Here is a 14224-nt window from a genome sequence, read left to right as displayed (position 1 = left end):
ATAAACACATAGTAAACCGGTTTCCAAAATATGTCAACGGTTGCATAATTAAAAAACATTTTATACATACAAAAAAATAAGCCGCATTTGGAAACCGGTTTCCAAATGCGGCTTATTCTTCATATACTTATTTTAAAAATAACATATCTAAACTGATTTCCGCCAGCGAATATCTGACGGCACAATAATTTCTTCTCTTTCTTTAGGTTCTTTTAGCAATTCTAGTAGATATTGACCAGCAATTTTTCCGATTTCTTTGGAAGGCTGCTCTATGCTTGTAATCCCTGGTCCAACTAATTCGGTTAAGCTCCAATCATCAAAGCCGGTAATACCGAGCTTTTCTGGTATCGCGATTTCTTGTTTGATCAACCATGCCAAAACATCCATCAGAACTCGGCCATTAGATGCGAAAAGCAGGCTTTTTTTCGAGTCAGCTATAATTGGTTGGAGTAATTCAGGAATCTCCCCCTCATCTGTAACCTCCACCAGCTGATACTCCTTTCCAACCTTTTGGACGGTTTCTTTAACCGTTTGAAACCGTAGTTCCCTAGTGCTCACATCTTTTATCGGTTCACTGACAATGACTACTTTTTCGTATCCCTTGCTCAAAGCCTTTTCCACTACTTCTTGTGTTGCTGCAACATTATTTGTCATTACCGAGGACCATTTTTCCGGTTCCGTTTGTCGATCGACCAATAAAAGAGGAATATTTCTTTCTGTAATAAATTCATAATTGGCTGATTGTCGCGACGATGGCTGAAGGATAATCCCCTCCACGCTTTGATCCAGTAATTTCTCTAACAATTCCTTTTCTTGTGCCACCGAATTGGCTGCATCTACAATAATCATTTGGTACCCGCTTTGCTCAAAGACTGAGCCAATTCCTTTTAAAAGCAATGAAGAATAAAGATTAGAAATATCTGCGACCACCACACCAATTAAATAGCTGTGCTTAGATTTTAATGCTTGCGCTTGTTTACTAGGCCGATAATTTAACCGCTCGATCACTCCTGCGATTTTTTCCTTCGTTTCTATAGACATATTGCCATAGTTATTGTTTAAAAATCGTGAGATCGTCGTTTTTGATACTCCTGCTTCTTCGGCGACCTCTTTGATCGTAATTTTTTTCATGTTGTTTTTCTCCAACTATATCTTTTTTATTATTGTAGCGAATTTTAGCGTGAATGGAAAGACAGCGACTTTCATACAGTCCTAAAGTTCTGTTTCTACAATTCAAGGTATCACATATATCCATCACTTCTCCAGCTTTAAATCGATCTTATACGTCTCATCAATCAGAATATAATCGCACTCATATTTTTTACACATCTCTAAATTCCTAGTGTTGTTCTCAATCATTGATTCGATGGTTAAATCAGAATCATCTAGTCTTTTCTCTATACTATTTGCGTACTGTTTAATATCAGTAAAATGCTTCTCAATATATTTCTGTGTCATGATCAGACAATAATAGTCGATATGTTCCAATAATTCTTTACTAAAGGACTCTTTCCAGTTAAAGGGAATGTAAAGCCCCTCGATGATAAGATTTTGCTCGTTTTCGATCGCAGTCTTAATAATTTCTTTCAAAATATTCCAGAGATAGGGAGTAAGCTCCTTGTCATCCTCAGGCGTCAGCTTGGTTTCGCCGCTTCGCACCAGCCCCATCTTCAGATGATCAACCGAAAGATAAGGAAAGTGATATTTCTCTAGTAGCTTTTGAGCCAGTACCGTTTTTCCTGTATGAGAAGCTCCAGTAATTAATACAATCATTTTTTCTCCTTTCATTTCATTAACCAATCCGTTTACCAGTCTGCCGTACATTATAAAGTAATTGCAAATTATTTGATGATGTTTAAAGCTTTTTCTTTTATACTTATTGTAACCGAAACCAATAGAGACAAACTATATTAAGTCAAGCGTAATATGAAAATTTTGAATAACATAGTTTGGATGTGGTTTGAAGGCATGACAAAGAAACCCTAGGCAAAGGGAATTTTTGAAAAGATCAGTTAATAATCATTTTCTGCTCCTCATAGGGTTTATTGTCTTTCAGTAGTTGATAAATGATCCGTACCAGTTTTCTTACGACATGGCTAATAGCGACATTGTAGTGTTTTCCTTCTGCTAGTTTTTTCTGGAAGTAGACACGCATAGACGGCGACCAAATAGACATGAGCCTGGCGGACTCATGCAATGCCCAGCGTAATTGCGAAGATCCGCGTTTGACCATTCGTCCAGTTTCCGTTTGATTCATTCCAGAAGTGGAGACGGAAGGTTCTGCACCTGCATAAGCAAGCAGCTGATTCGGCGAACGAAAATTCTTAATATCCCGAATTTCGGCGAGAATGACACTCCCTAATTTAAAACCAATGCCAGGGATCGTTAAAATAGGCGAATCGATTTCACTCATTAATCGAGCAACTTCCTTCTCTGCTTTGTCTCGCATAGTTGTAAGATACTGGATGGCATCAATCGTTTGAAGGAGTTCAAATTCTAATGCGGGGGACTCTTGACCAATAGAGGCTTGCGCGAGCGCTTTGAGCTTGACCGCCTGTTCTTTTCCAAAGTGGCCCTTTGAGTGCGCTGAAATAAGATTAGTCAGCTTCGTTAAATGTGCATTTCCTAGCTTTTTAGCAGAGGGATATTCTTTTAAGATTGCATATATATAGGATTGGTGTTTCGCAGAAGAAGAACCCAAAGAAGGTGCTAGTTCTGGAAAGAGAATATCTAGAATGCGTGTGTAGTTTACTTTTTTTCGAGTACAATCCTCTTTCAATCTGGCTGTATGTCGAGTTAAATACTTCAACTCAATCATTGAAGGATTAGCACTAAATGATTGTTTATCAAAATCTGTTCGTAGTTTTCGAGCGATCGTCATGGCGTCTTTTTTATCGGTTTTGGTTTTTCGCAAGCTTTGATTTTTGGCAAATTCTTTGATTAAGTACGGATTATAGCTGTAGGTTGGGTACCCCTGCGTCCGAAGGAAGCGTAGGATATTGAAGCAATAATGACCGGTATCTTCTAAGGCGATTTGGATGTCTTCACCAGTTGTTTTCTGCAGATTGGCAAGCGTCATTTGAAGTTTTGTAAATCCTTCACGGTTGTTTTCAATCTGAAGATGACGGACAAAAATCGTTCCTTCAGTATCAATGACCGCTAAATCATGTTTGTGCTTGGCAACATCTATTCCAACGTACAACATAAGTACCACTCCTGACAGATTAAATTTACGCTGTGCTCCACTTACTCTTTGCCTATGTAACCTTGTGATCAATCAAGCGTCACGAACTGATGTCATGCGCTAACAAACTTATTAACAATTTGACAAAGAGCTGTGGCTAGAGCCTCTATTAAACAGTATTCCAAAGGAATCTGGTGGTGAATATACTAGTCCACAGCATCTAACTCAATTATAGATAAAATAACAGCTAATTAAAACGGAATAGCTGATTAATTGAGTAATTTAAATATACAAGGTGAGTTTATGAATGATTATCGCGTAGCTTTTTTTGATATTGATGGAACGTTAGTGGACAATCAACTCCCACACCATTTGCCTTTTTTAGACCGAATTCCAGAATCTGCCAAACAGGCTTTAAAACAATTAAAAGAAAACAATATTGAACCAGTGATTGCCTCAGGTCGTCATCATCGAATAATTGATGAGTTTGCATCAACACTAGGTGTCGACAGCATTATCTCTTCCAATGGCAACTGTGTTCATTATCGCGGTGAGATGATCCACCAAACTAGCATGTCGCCAATTCTAGTAAAAGAGCTGCTGGATCATCTGCGTGAACGTCAGATTGAATGCTTGATCGAAACTCCGCAGAACTTATTTTGTTTCGAATCTAACAAATATATGGGGCAACAAATCGTGAAAGATAATATCCTAAAGGAGGAGGATCCTCTACCTAAAAATATTGTACAGCTGCTGGTACCTTGGAACGAGACCATTGATTATCAATTAGATCCAGATTCAATTTTAGTGGCGGAAAAGGTTGCTCCAGTTGCAGCTAGTATTCATTTAAGGACCGGAACCAAAGCTGCTGGCGTCCAAAAAATTTGTAATACGATGAATGTTTCGCTAGATCAAGCCTTGGCTTTTGGCGATGAAGAGAATGATTTTACGATGTTTGAGACCGTTGGCTTTCCCGTAGCGATGGGAAATGCGACACCCGCATTGAAGGAAAAGGCTTCGCACATAACGAGTGCTGTGTCTGATGATGGTATTTGGAAAGCTTGTATTGAATTAGGTTTAATCATTAATAAAAGGGACTGAGACATTTAGTTGTCTCGTCCCCATTTTTTTCGAATAAACCAACATTTGATAAAATTATAGAAGCATTAAGAACGATCACTGATCTCTTGATAGTCACGATCTTCTGAAACCTCCATGTAAGCTGGTCGAATTATTTTTTGTACATTGATTAATTCTTCAATGCGATGAGCAGACCATCCTACGATTCGCGCAATAGCAAACATTGGCGTGTATAGTTCTTGAGGTAAATCTAACATGTGATAAACAAAACCACTGAAGAAATCAATATTTGCACTGACACCTTTGTAAACCTTGCGTCTTTCTGAAATGATTTCTGGAGCCAAACGCTCTACCTTGCGATATAAATTGAACTCCGCTGAAGCTTCCGACCCTTTTTCCATTGCTAATTTTTCAACATAACGCTTAAATATTTCAGCCCGCGGATCAGATTCCGCATAAATGGCATGTCCCATACCATAAATCAAACCTTGTTTATCAAAGGCTTCCTTATTCAAGATTTTTTCTAAGTACTCTCGAATCTCGTTCTCGTCTTCACAATCGCTGACATTCGCCTTCAAATCTTCCATCATCTGTGTGACCTTGATGTTTGCCCCGCCATGCTTAGGTCCTTTCAAAGAGCCTAATGCTGCTGCAATAGTTGAATAAGTATCTGTACCGCTAGAAGTAACAACCCTGGTCGTGAAGGTCGAATTATTTCCTCCGCCATGCTCCATATGTAAAACTAACGCCATATCTAATGTCTGTGCTTCTTGGAAAGTATATTTTTTATCTGGGCGCAGCATCGTCAGGATTGCTTCTGCAGTACTCAAGTTTTCATCAGGGCGATGAATGTACATGCTGTCACCTTTAGTGTAATGATTGTACGCATGGTAGGAATAGACTGCGATCATTGGGAAAATAGCAATCAGGGATAAACTTTGATCTAACACATTCTCAATACTGATATCATCGGGCTTTTGATCATAACATCCCAATGTCAGGACGCTTCGAGCGATCATATTCATGATATTGTGTGATGGTGCCTTCATAATAACATCACGTACAAAGTTAGTAGGCAGCGTTCGTCTTTTACCAATCAATGTTCGAAATTCCGCTAGCTCAGCTTGGGTGGGCAAGGTACCAAACAATAACAAATAACTGACTTCTTCAAACCCTAAACGTTCTTCTGAAACAAAACCATTTACTAATTCGTTAATATCAATTCCACGATAACGCAGCTCTCCATACTTGGAAACAACCTTGTCGCCATCCATAATTTGCGGATGAATCGTAGAAATATTGGTCAAACCAGCTAAAACACCCTTGCCATCCAGATCGCGTAAACCCTTTTTCACATTATGTTTCCTATATAAAGAAGCCTCTAAATAGTCCTCTTTTCGGCATACCTCAGCCATTTGGTTCAAATCTAACATCTCTGTGTCCTCCTATCTATTTTTATTTTACAATCGGGTTAAGAAACATTATAACACCATTGGCGTAAAATGAAATAGTTTTAATAATTTCATTTACTTTCTTTTTTTTTATTCGTATAATGAACCCATCTGATTTTAAACGATAACGTATTTAGGAGGGATTTTGTATTGGACTGGAAAAAAGAGCTTTTTGTCAATGACGAACATTATACATACTTTGATCTTTCATCAATTGCCGATACGTACCAAAAAAAAATCGCTGACTATCCATTCAGCATTCGCGTACTACTGGAAAGTTTGGCGCGTCACCAAGAAATAACTGATTTAGAAAATCTGATTGCCTTTGATGCAAAGCAGCCGTCTGGCGTAGTACCCTTTCGACCATCACGGGTTGTTCTCCAAGATTTTACCGGAGTTCCAGCAGTAGTCGATCTTGCCGCTATGCGGGATGCTGTAGTAAAACTTGGTGGAGACCCTCGATTAATCAATCCTGAGATTCCCGTTACTTTAGTCGTCGATCATTCTGTTCAAGTTGATTGCGCGGGTACTAAAGAGAGTCTAGCCTACAACACCGAAAAAGAATTCGAACGAAATCACGAACGCTATCAATTTCTTAAATGGGCGCAGCAAGCCTTTGACAATTTTGAGGTCGTGCCGCCTGAAACAGGAATTATCCATCAGGTCAATCTTGAGTATTTGTCGGACGTCATCCTCAAAAATGATGAAAACCTGCTTTTCCCTGATTCATTGGAAGGAACTGATTCTCATACTACAATGATCAACGGATTAGGCGTACTTGGTTGGGGGGTCGGCGGGATTGAAGCTGAAGCTGCGATCTTAGGAGAAGCGTCCTATTTCCCTACCCCTGAAGTTATCGGCGTGGAATTGACTGGAACGTTGAGCCCAGGCGCAACGGCAACAGACTTAGCACTTTATTTGACTGAACTTTTACGCAATGAAAAAGTTGTTGGAAAATTTGTGGAATATTTTGGGACTGGCTATAAAACCTTGAGCCTTTCCGATCGTGCAACGATTGCAAATATGGCCCCTGAATATGGTGCGACTTGCGGCTTCTGTCCGATCGACGAAGAGACACTAAATTACCTTCGTTTAACAGGACGTTCTGAGGAACAGGTCAAGCTAGTCGAAGCTTATGCAAAACAAAATAAACTATTTTATGATAGCAGCGAGGCACCAACATATACACGCGTGATTAAATTGGACCTATCAACTGTACACTCATCTGTTGCTGGTCCGAAGCGTCCGCAAGATCGAATTCCATTAGCTGATGTATCAGACAATTTTGAAGCTTCTTTGACAAATCCAAGCGGACCAAAAGGCTTTGGTTTAAAACCAGAGGAGCTTGGCCGAAAAGAAACGATTCAAGGAACAGATACTTCCATTGAAACGGGTGACTTGGCTTTAGCCGCCATCACAAGCTGTACAAATACCAGTAACCCATCCGTGATGGTTGCCGCTGGTCTCTTGGCTAAAAAGGCAGTAGAAATAGGTCTAAAAGTCCCTGATACCATTAAGACTTCCTTGGCACCAGGATCAAAAATCGTGACGCAATATTTGGAAAAAGGCAATTTATTAGAACCTTTAGCGAAACTAGGCTTTGATATTGTGGGCTATGGTTGTACTACCTGTATCGGAAACTCCGGTCCATTAGAGCCAGAAATCGAAACTACCTTGAAGGAAAGCGAATTAGTCGTTTCCGCAGTTCTATCAGGTAACCGAAATTTTGAAGGCCGTATCCACCCGTTGATTAAGGCAAATTACTTGGCTTCACCGCCTTTAGTGATCGCATACGCCTTAGCTGGGACAGTCAAAAAAGATTTAACAAAAGAGGCTCTTGCAGAAATCAATGGCAAAGAAATCTATTTGTCAGACTTATGGCCTTCTCAAGAAGAAGTAAATGATTATATCAATAAATTTTTAAATCCTGAAGATTTCCGTGAGGCGTATAAAAATGTTTATCACTCCAATGAGCGATGGAACAAGATCGAAACCTCTGAAGGAGATTGCTACGATTGGGATGATGCTTCGACGTATATTGCAAACCCGCCATTCTTCACAAACCTTGGTCAAACAGGAAATGAAGAAAACCCGTTGGCAAACTTACAGGTCCTAGCTAAATTTGGTGATACTGTAACAACTGACCACATCTCCCCAGCAGGCAACATCGGACTTCAGTCGCCAGCAGGTAACTATTTAAAGGAGCGTGGGTTAGCTTATAAAGATTTCAACTCCTTTGGTTCTAGACGAGGCAATCATGAAGTGATGATGCGCGGAACTTTCGGAAATATTCGGATTCAAAACCAATTAACACCTGAAATAACCGGCGGCTATACAAAACTAGCCACTACCGGTGAAGAATTGTCGATATATGATGCCGCAATGCATTACCAAAAAGAAAATATCGGTACTATTATTCTTGCAGGAAAAGATTATGGGATGGGATCATCGCGTGACTGGGCGGCCAAAGGGACGAATCTCTTAGGTGTCAAGGCAGTCTTGGCAGAAAGCTATGAGCGGATTCATCGCAGTAATCTAGTTATGATGGGCGTTATTCCATTTGAATACTTGCCAGGTGAAACAGCTGATACGCTTGGCTTGACTGGCTTAGAGAGCTACAGCTTCAGCTTTCCTGCTGAACCAGGAATCAATGAAATCATCCATGTAACGGCTAAAGGTGAAAAAGATATCCATTTCCAAGCAAAATTGCGCTTTGATTCTGAAGCTGATATTGCCTATTGGAAAAATCAAGGAATTCTGCCTTTGGTCATCAATAAAAAAATACAAAAGGAGCACGCCTAATGACAAACACATTTAATCCAGTCATTCCCTATATTGAAGGTGATGGTATCGGCCCAGAAATCTGGCAGGCGACCAAAAAAGTGGTTGATGCGGCTGTCTCCTCAGCATATCAGAGTGAAAGAAAGATTGATTGGTTAGAAATTCTAGCTGGTGAAAAAGCCTTTAATCAAACTGGGACTTGGCTTCCCGACGAAACCCTAGAGGCGATCAGAAAGCATAAAATTGCTATCAAGGGGCCTTTGACTACACCAATTGGTGAAGGCTTTCGCTCATTGAATGTCACATTGCGTCAAGAGTTGGATCTCTATGCTTGTGTTCGACCCGTTCGTTACTTTGAAGGAGTCCCCTCTCCTCTAAAGGAACCGGAAAAAACAGATATGACCATTTTCCGCGAAAATACAGAAGATGTTTATGCTGGGATCGAATTTGCTAATGGCTCCAAGGAAGTTGCACAGCTTTTAAACTTCTTGACAGATCAGCTATCCGTCACTAAAGTACGATTCCCAGATACAAGTGCTTTGGGGATCAAGCCGATTTCTCAAGAAGGCAGTGAACGCTTGATTGCTGCAGCCATAGACTTCGCTATTGCACAAGGCAAAACACGTGTGACATTGATCCATAAAGGAAACATTATGAAATTTACTGAGGGCGGCTTCAAAAATTGGGGATATGATTATATTGAAAGTACTTACACTGAAGCCTTTACGATGAATCAATACAAGAAAATTGCCGCCGATTCAACGGTTGAAAAAGCAGATGCGGCATTAGCTGAAGCCAGAGCCGCAGGAAAAATTATCGTTGACGATGTGATTGCAGATAATTTTCTACAGCAGATTCTTCTGTACCCAGAAAAATATCAAGTCGTTGCTACAACGAATCTAAACGGCGATTATATTTCTGATGCCTTAGCAGCTCAAGTCGGTGGTATCGGTATTTCACCTGGAGCAAATATCAATTATAAAACTGGACATGCTATTTTCGAAGCGACTCATGGAACTGCTCCTGACATTGCTGGCAAGGGTTGGGCAAATCCATGTTCGTTACTCCTTTCAGCAGTCATGATGCTCGATCATCTTGGATGGTCCGAAGCTAGTCGAAAAGTTACGAAGGCTATCGAACAGGCCCTTCAAAATAATCAAGTGACTCATGATTTCGCCCAAATGCTTGATATCAAAGAACTTTCGACGGCGGGATTCGCTGATTATTTAATTGAGTCTATCCAAAAGGAACAATGAAACACAAAAATAAAGCATGGCAGAATTTGCTGTCATGCTTTATTTTTACGTTTGCTCTGTCAATTTTAGATAACGACTTCAAATAAACTATTTTTTTAATCAATCATAAAAATAAAGGCTAGGTTATTTAATAATCGCTGCTTAATACTCCTGAGTCTCCAGCCTTGCGAACCTGCAGCTAGTTTGAAGCTGGACGCAAATTAACACTACCAGCAAGAACTATATACGCTCATTAAAATCAAAACCACCCGTGAAACGGGTGGTTTGCTCTTCGGCTGAAAGCCTCTATTACCGGCCTTGGCCTGAAAGGCCATCTGAAGGCTTCCTCCCGCACCACATCTACTCGCTGATTCTAAAAGAATCTCTCTTTATCTCTTCTTGTTTTTTTCTCCTGTAAATGGATCTACTTCTTCAAACAATGTTAACTGGTCCGCTACATGATCTTCCTTGAGTTGTTTACGAATATATTCTGCTATCTGTTCCTTATTTCGACCAACCGTATCCACATAGTATCCGCGACACCAAAATTTACGATTTCCATATCGATATTTCAACTCCGCATGTCGATCGAATATCATTAAACTGCTTTTTCCTTTTAAATATCCCATAAATTGAGCCACACTTAGCTTTGGTGGAATGCTGACAAGGAGATGAACGTGGTCCTTACAAGCATTTGCTTCATGAATTTCTACCCCTTTTCTTTCGCAAAGCTTACGGATGATTGCTCCGATACTTTCTCTATATTTCCCATAAATGATTTGTCTACGATATTTTGGTGCAAATACAATATGATACTTACATCTCCATTTTGAGTGTGCTAAACTTTCTTTATCCTTCATCATAAGGATACCTCCTAAATTTGATTGTGATGCGGTCGGGAAACCATCATCAGTTTATCAATTTTGGGAGGCTTTTTTAATACCACGCTGGAAGCTCTCTGGAACCATAGGCATAGCCTATGGTTTTCAAAACATACAACAAAGATCACTCAGAAAAGAATTCTGAGTGATCTTACTAAACAGGACGGTCTTTTTAACTAAAGAAACATTCCTTAGAAATAATTCCTGCTATTTCACTATATTTGATTAAAACTTGACCATTTACCTGATCGATCTTATCCGCATCTAATCCGTAAAAACGTTCAACATTTACGATACAACCATTACTTTCTTTACGGATTACCTCTCCAATGATTGGCCGAGCAAAATCAGTTTTACGGCACTCATAGCTTTCCCCTACAATAATCGCTTCTTTATTCATTCAACCACCTCATTAATGTTTTATACTACACTTATATAGTAGCATTAAGCGAATTAAAAAACCACATTAAGAGTGTTATTTATTAAATAAGCGTGTTTTTAAGCAACATCCGTAATTTTATCCAATGTTTTCCATTAATAATGACACATATTTCTCTAAGTAGAATTGATCAATCTGATCATACATACCGATTTCTGAACTATCAAGGTCTAATACACCGATAAGCTGATCCCCTTTTTTCATAGGGACGACAATTTCTGATCGAGCAGCTGAATCACAGGCAATATAATTTTTGTGTTCCAATACATTTTCAACAATCAGTGTTTGATTTTTCTCAGCTGCTTCTCCACAAACACCTTTTCCCATCGCGATATGAACGCAGGAAACATTCCCTTGAAATGGACCCAAGATCAATTCTTCATTTTTGAAAAGATAATAGCCAGCGAACACCGTATCCTGCAAGGTTTGATTTAATAATGCCGATGAATTTGCCAAATTTGCGATTAAATCTGATTCACCTTCCAATAGTGCTTTTTGTTGCAAAAGTAATAGTTTGTATGCTTCTTCTTTAGCTTCTGGATTATTCCAACTCATAAAAACTCCTCCAATGTATACTGATATCAATAAAAGTTCATATATTTAAGTGTACTTTTCTCCTCATCTTTGGATTATGAAGAAAACCAACAACTTTTGGTTTATTCTACCCCAAGTCTGAGAATAACTCCATTGATTAAAAATAATTTTATTAAGCCAAAATCTACGCTCCATTTCAACAAAGACGCCGTTTGTCAAGTGATTAATTGCTTATTTTTGCTCTTTAAATATTTCATTATCATTACAAACTATACGGTTAGATAAAAATTCAAATACTTTACAGTTTTTATTCATCTCTTCTTATATAATTGAATCCGAAAGATGAAAAAAGCGAGGGAATCCATTGATTAAGTTGAAAAAATATACGGCACTAACTTTGTGTGCCCTAACATTGACCGCTACCCCAATAAGCGCATTGGCAGACGAGTACGATCAAAAGATTGCCGATCAAGATAAAAAAATCTCTGAATTGCAGCAAACTGAACAATCTGCAGAGGACCAAAAAGCAGAAGTGGAAGAACAAGTTGCTGCTGTAGAAAAAGAAGTAAATGATGTTTTAAAAGAGAAAACAAATGAAGAAAAGAAAATGAGCGATTTAACCGCGAAAATTGGCGTTCTTCAAGAAAAAATCAAAAAACGCGAAGAACAGATTCGTAACCAAGCTCGCGATGTGCAAACAAACCATGATTCTGCTTCTATCGTTGATGTCGTGATCAACTCTAAATCACTAGGCGAAGCTGTGAAGAAAACCATGGCTGTCTCTACTATCCTAACAGCTAGTAAAAACATCATGGAACAACAGACAAAAGATAAAGCAGAACTTGAAAAGCTTGAAAAAGAAGCGGAACAACGCTTAGCAGTCATTAACAAGAAGACTGAAGAATTAAAAGCAAAACAAGATCAATTAGTCCAAACAAAATTAGATCAACAAGTGAAGATCAATGAGATCCAAGCAAGCATTGCGACTGAAAAAGGTCAAAAAGAGAAATATGAAAAACAAAAAGAAGACGCTGAGAAAAAACGTCAAGAAGCTTTGAAAGCTCTAGAAGAGCAAAGAAAGAAAGAAGAAGAAGCTCGTTCAAAAGCGCAGGCTGAAGCTGAGAAGCAAGCGAAGAAGGCTGCTGAAGAAGCACAAAAAGCGGCTGAAGAGGCTGAAAAACAAGCGGCTGAAGCTGAAACTGCGAAGCAAAAGCAAGAAGCAGAAATCGCTCAGCTTGAAGCACAGCAACAAGAACAACAAGCAAAACAACAACAAGAGCAAGCACAAACCGTTACAGATATAAGTGCTAGTCAAGTAACAACAAACCCGACTGCTCCAGCGGCAACTGAATCAAAACCTGCTGTTAACAGCAGCGGCTGGGCTTCACCTTTATCTATCGGGTTAGTAGTGACTAGTCCATTCGGCCCTCGTCAAGATCCAACAGGTGCTTCTGGTACGCAACATGACGGTATTGATTTTGCTGGTTCAGCTGGTACGCCAATCTTGGCTTCTAAAGGCGGAAAAGTTGTTGAAGCTGGCTTCCATTGGTCAGCTGGGAACCATGTAATCATCCAGCATTCAGATGGGTACTATTCATATTATATGCACATGGTCTCTGCACCAAGTGTCGGTGTAGGTTCGGATGTCAGTGCAGGTCAAGTACTAGGCGGCATGGGGACAACTGGTAATTCAACAGGTGTTCACTTACACTTTGGTGTATCTACTGCATTGTGGTCTGGTTTCGTTAACCCTGCCCCACTATTAGGAATTTAAAAAACGACTCAAAAGAGCAAAACAGTCATCAGAATATCTGATTATTGTTTTGCTCTTTTTAAGTTGATTAAAGGAAAAGGATACTTATCATGACAATTGACGAAATTATACTTTTTTTAAAGGCGTCTTCTTCGGAAAAATTTAAAAAGAATATCATTAAGCTGGGAATTCCTGATGAATATACAATTGGCGTGCCCACCTCTGATTTAAGAAAGTTCGCCAAAAAAATTCCTCGAGAGAAAGATTTTCTAATGAGTTTGTGGAAAACCAACTATCATGAATGTAAGATACTTACTGTGTTAGCACTTAAACCCAAGGAGTGTTCGGAAGATGATATCCACTATATCATGGATGGCATTGTATCATGGGATCTCTGTGATTTATTTTGTAAAAATATTTTGATCAAGCAGGATGATTTCGATCACTTCATACAAAGATGGATTGATTCTGATAAATTATTTTATAAACGTGCGGCCTTTACTCTAATTGCCAGTACCTCAACCCATGCGGCTCTGACAACAGAGGAAATAACGGACTATTTGACGCTTATTGAGCTTCATTCAGATGATGATCAGCTCTTGGTAAAAAAGGCGGCGTCTTGGGCCTTAAGAGAACTAGGCAAAACTAATGAAGCAGCAAAGGAAGCGGCGATAAAAACTGCGAAAAGCATGCAAACACAGGAATCAAAAGCAGCGCAATGGATCGCTAAGGATGCGCTAAAGGAGCTGCCCCTTTTGGTTCAAGCGCCTGGACGCTCACGTCTTATCTCTTCCAAATCTAAAATGGGAAAAAACGTTTAAAAAGTTTTTCTCGAAAATACTTTACAAAGCAAAAGCCGAAGAGCCGTATACTTTAAAAAATGATA

The 14224-nt window shown here is 39.3% G+C and carries 12 protein-coding genes; 5 read left to right on the top strand and 7 right to left on the bottom strand.

Annotation, left to right across the window (positions count from 1 at the left end):
* Positions 1-147: 147 nt before the first annotated feature.
* The 3 genes from IGI67_RS01800 to IGI67_RS01790 all read right to left on the bottom strand — a co-directional run bounded on the left by IGI67_RS01800 (position 148) and on the right by IGI67_RS01790 (position 3205).
* Positions 148-1131 (bottom strand): LacI family DNA-binding transcriptional regulator, encoded by a 984-nt coding sequence (locus tag IGI67_RS01800; RefSeq protein WP_429956567.1) that lies wholly within the window; start codon positions 1129-1131, stop codon positions 148-150.
* A gap of 123 nt (positions 1132-1254) precedes the next feature.
* Positions 1255-1773 (bottom strand): AAA family ATPase, encoded by a 519-nt coding sequence (locus IGI67_RS01795; RefSeq protein WP_429956566.1) that lies wholly within the window; start codon positions 1771-1773, stop codon positions 1255-1257.
* Between the two features lie 235 nt (positions 1774-2008).
* The gene (locus IGI67_RS01790; RefSeq protein ID WP_207110030.1) at positions 2009-3205 is read right to left on the bottom strand and encodes an IS110 family transposase; all 1197 of its coding nucleotides are present in this window, start codon (positions 3203-3205) and stop codon (positions 2009-2011) included.
* 282 nt (positions 3206-3487) lie between these two features.
* Between IGI67_RS01790 and IGI67_RS01785 the strand changes: the two genes are divergently transcribed.
* Positions 3488-4285 (top strand): Cof-type HAD-IIB family hydrolase, encoded by a 798-nt coding sequence (locus IGI67_RS01785; RefSeq protein ID WP_429956565.1) that lies wholly within the window; start codon positions 3488-3490, stop codon positions 4283-4285.
* 65 nt (positions 4286-4350) lie between these two features.
* Here IGI67_RS01785 and IGI67_RS01780 read toward each other — a convergent pair whose 3' ends face one another.
* On the bottom strand, positions 4351-5679 hold the full coding sequence (locus IGI67_RS01780) for a citrate/2-methylcitrate synthase (RefSeq protein ID WP_429958600.1): 1329 nt from the start codon (positions 5677-5679) through the stop codon (positions 4351-4353).
* A 186-nt stretch (positions 5680-5865) separates the two neighbouring features.
* Here IGI67_RS01780 and acnA point away from each other — a divergent pair, with 186 nt between their 5' ends.
* Both acnA and icd read left to right on the top strand, forming a co-directional pair.
* Complete coding sequence (gene acnA / locus IGI67_RS01775; RefSeq protein ID WP_429956564.1) at positions 5866-8517, top strand: aconitate hydratase AcnA; 2652 nt, start codon at positions 5866-5868, stop codon at positions 8515-8517.
* A complete protein-coding gene (gene icd, locus IGI67_RS01770) occupies positions 8517-9752 on the top strand; it encodes an NADP-dependent isocitrate dehydrogenase (RefSeq protein ID WP_207110323.1) in 1236 nt (411 codons plus the stop codon). The genes acnA and icd overlap by 1 nt, the downstream gene beginning before the upstream one ends.
* 368 nt (positions 9753-10120) lie before the next feature.
* Here icd and tnpA read toward each other — a convergent pair whose 3' ends face one another.
* From tnpA to IGI67_RS01755, 3 genes are all read right to left on the bottom strand, one after another.
* Entirely contained in the window at positions 10121-10594 is a 474-nt protein-coding gene (gene tnpA / locus IGI67_RS01765; RefSeq protein ID WP_429956563.1) for an IS200/IS605 family transposase, read from the bottom strand.
* A gap of 190 nt (positions 10595-10784) precedes the next feature.
* Positions 10785-11012 carry a hypothetical protein gene (locus IGI67_RS01760; protein ID WP_207110322.1) on the bottom strand — a complete coding sequence of 76 codons (228 nt, stop codon included), beginning with the start codon at positions 11010-11012 and terminating at the stop codon, positions 10785-10787.
* 117 nt (positions 11013-11129) lie between these two features.
* Complete coding sequence (locus IGI67_RS01755; RefSeq protein WP_207110321.1) at positions 11130-11606, bottom strand: GAF domain-containing protein; 477 nt, start codon at positions 11604-11606, stop codon at positions 11130-11132.
* Positions 11607-11949: 343 nt separating this feature from the next.
* Between IGI67_RS01755 and IGI67_RS01750 the strand changes: the two genes are divergently transcribed.
* On the top strand, positions 11950-13359 hold the full coding sequence (locus IGI67_RS01750; protein WP_429956562.1) for a peptidoglycan DD-metalloendopeptidase family protein: 1410 nt from the start codon (positions 11950-11952) through the stop codon (positions 13357-13359).
* Positions 13360-13448: 89 nt separating this feature from the next.
* The gene (locus IGI67_RS01745; protein ID WP_429956561.1) at positions 13449-14159 is read left to right on the top strand and encodes a DNA alkylation repair protein; all 711 of its coding nucleotides are present in this window, start codon (positions 13449-13451) and stop codon (positions 14157-14159) included.
* Positions 14160-14224 lie beyond the last annotated feature (65 nt).

The organism is Enterococcus sp. AZ196 (assembly GCF_050498845.1).
GTDB lineage: Bacteria > Bacillota > Bacilli > Lactobacillales > Enterococcaceae > Enterococcus_A > Enterococcus_A murrayae.
This window is presented reverse-complemented; position numbering and strand designations above follow the sequence as displayed.

What these genes read in the sequence shown, in the direction of transcription:
- IGI67_RS01795 (WP_429956566.1), bottom strand. Translation starts at nt 1,773, where the DNA reads ATGATTGTATTAATTACTGGAGCTTCTCATACAGGAAAAACGGTACTG.
- icd (WP_207110323.1), top strand. Translation starts at nt 8,517, where the DNA reads ATGACAAACACATTTAATCCAGTCATTCCCTATATTGAAGGTGATGGT.
- IGI67_RS01800 (WP_429956567.1), bottom strand. Translation starts at nt 1,131, where the DNA reads ATGAAAAAAATTACGATCAAAGAGGTCGCCGAAGAAGCAGGAGTATCA.
- IGI67_RS01780 (WP_429958600.1), bottom strand. Translation starts at nt 5,679, where the DNA reads ATGGCTGAGGTATGCCGAAAAGAGGACTATTTAGAGGCTTCTTTATAT.
- tnpA (WP_429956563.1), bottom strand. Translation starts at nt 10,594, where the DNA reads ATGATGAAGGATAAAGAAAGTTTAGCACACTCAAAATGGAGATGTAAG.
- IGI67_RS01790 (WP_207110030.1), bottom strand. Translation starts at nt 3,205, where the DNA reads ATGTTGTACGTTGGAATAGATGTTGCCAAGCACAAACATGATTTAGCG.
- IGI67_RS01745 (WP_429956561.1), top strand. Translation starts at nt 13,449, where the DNA reads ATGACAATTGACGAAATTATACTTTTTTTAAAGGCGTCTTCTTCGGAA.
- IGI67_RS01755 (WP_207110321.1), bottom strand. Translation starts at nt 11,606, where the DNA reads ATGAGTTGGAATAATCCAGAAGCTAAAGAAGAAGCATACAAACTATTA.
- IGI67_RS01785 (WP_429956565.1), top strand. Translation starts at nt 3,488, where the DNA reads ATGAATGATTATCGCGTAGCTTTTTTTGATATTGATGGAACGTTAGTG.
- IGI67_RS01760 (WP_207110322.1), bottom strand. Translation starts at nt 11,012, where the DNA reads ATGAATAAAGAAGCGATTATTGTAGGGGAAAGCTATGAGTGCCGTAAA.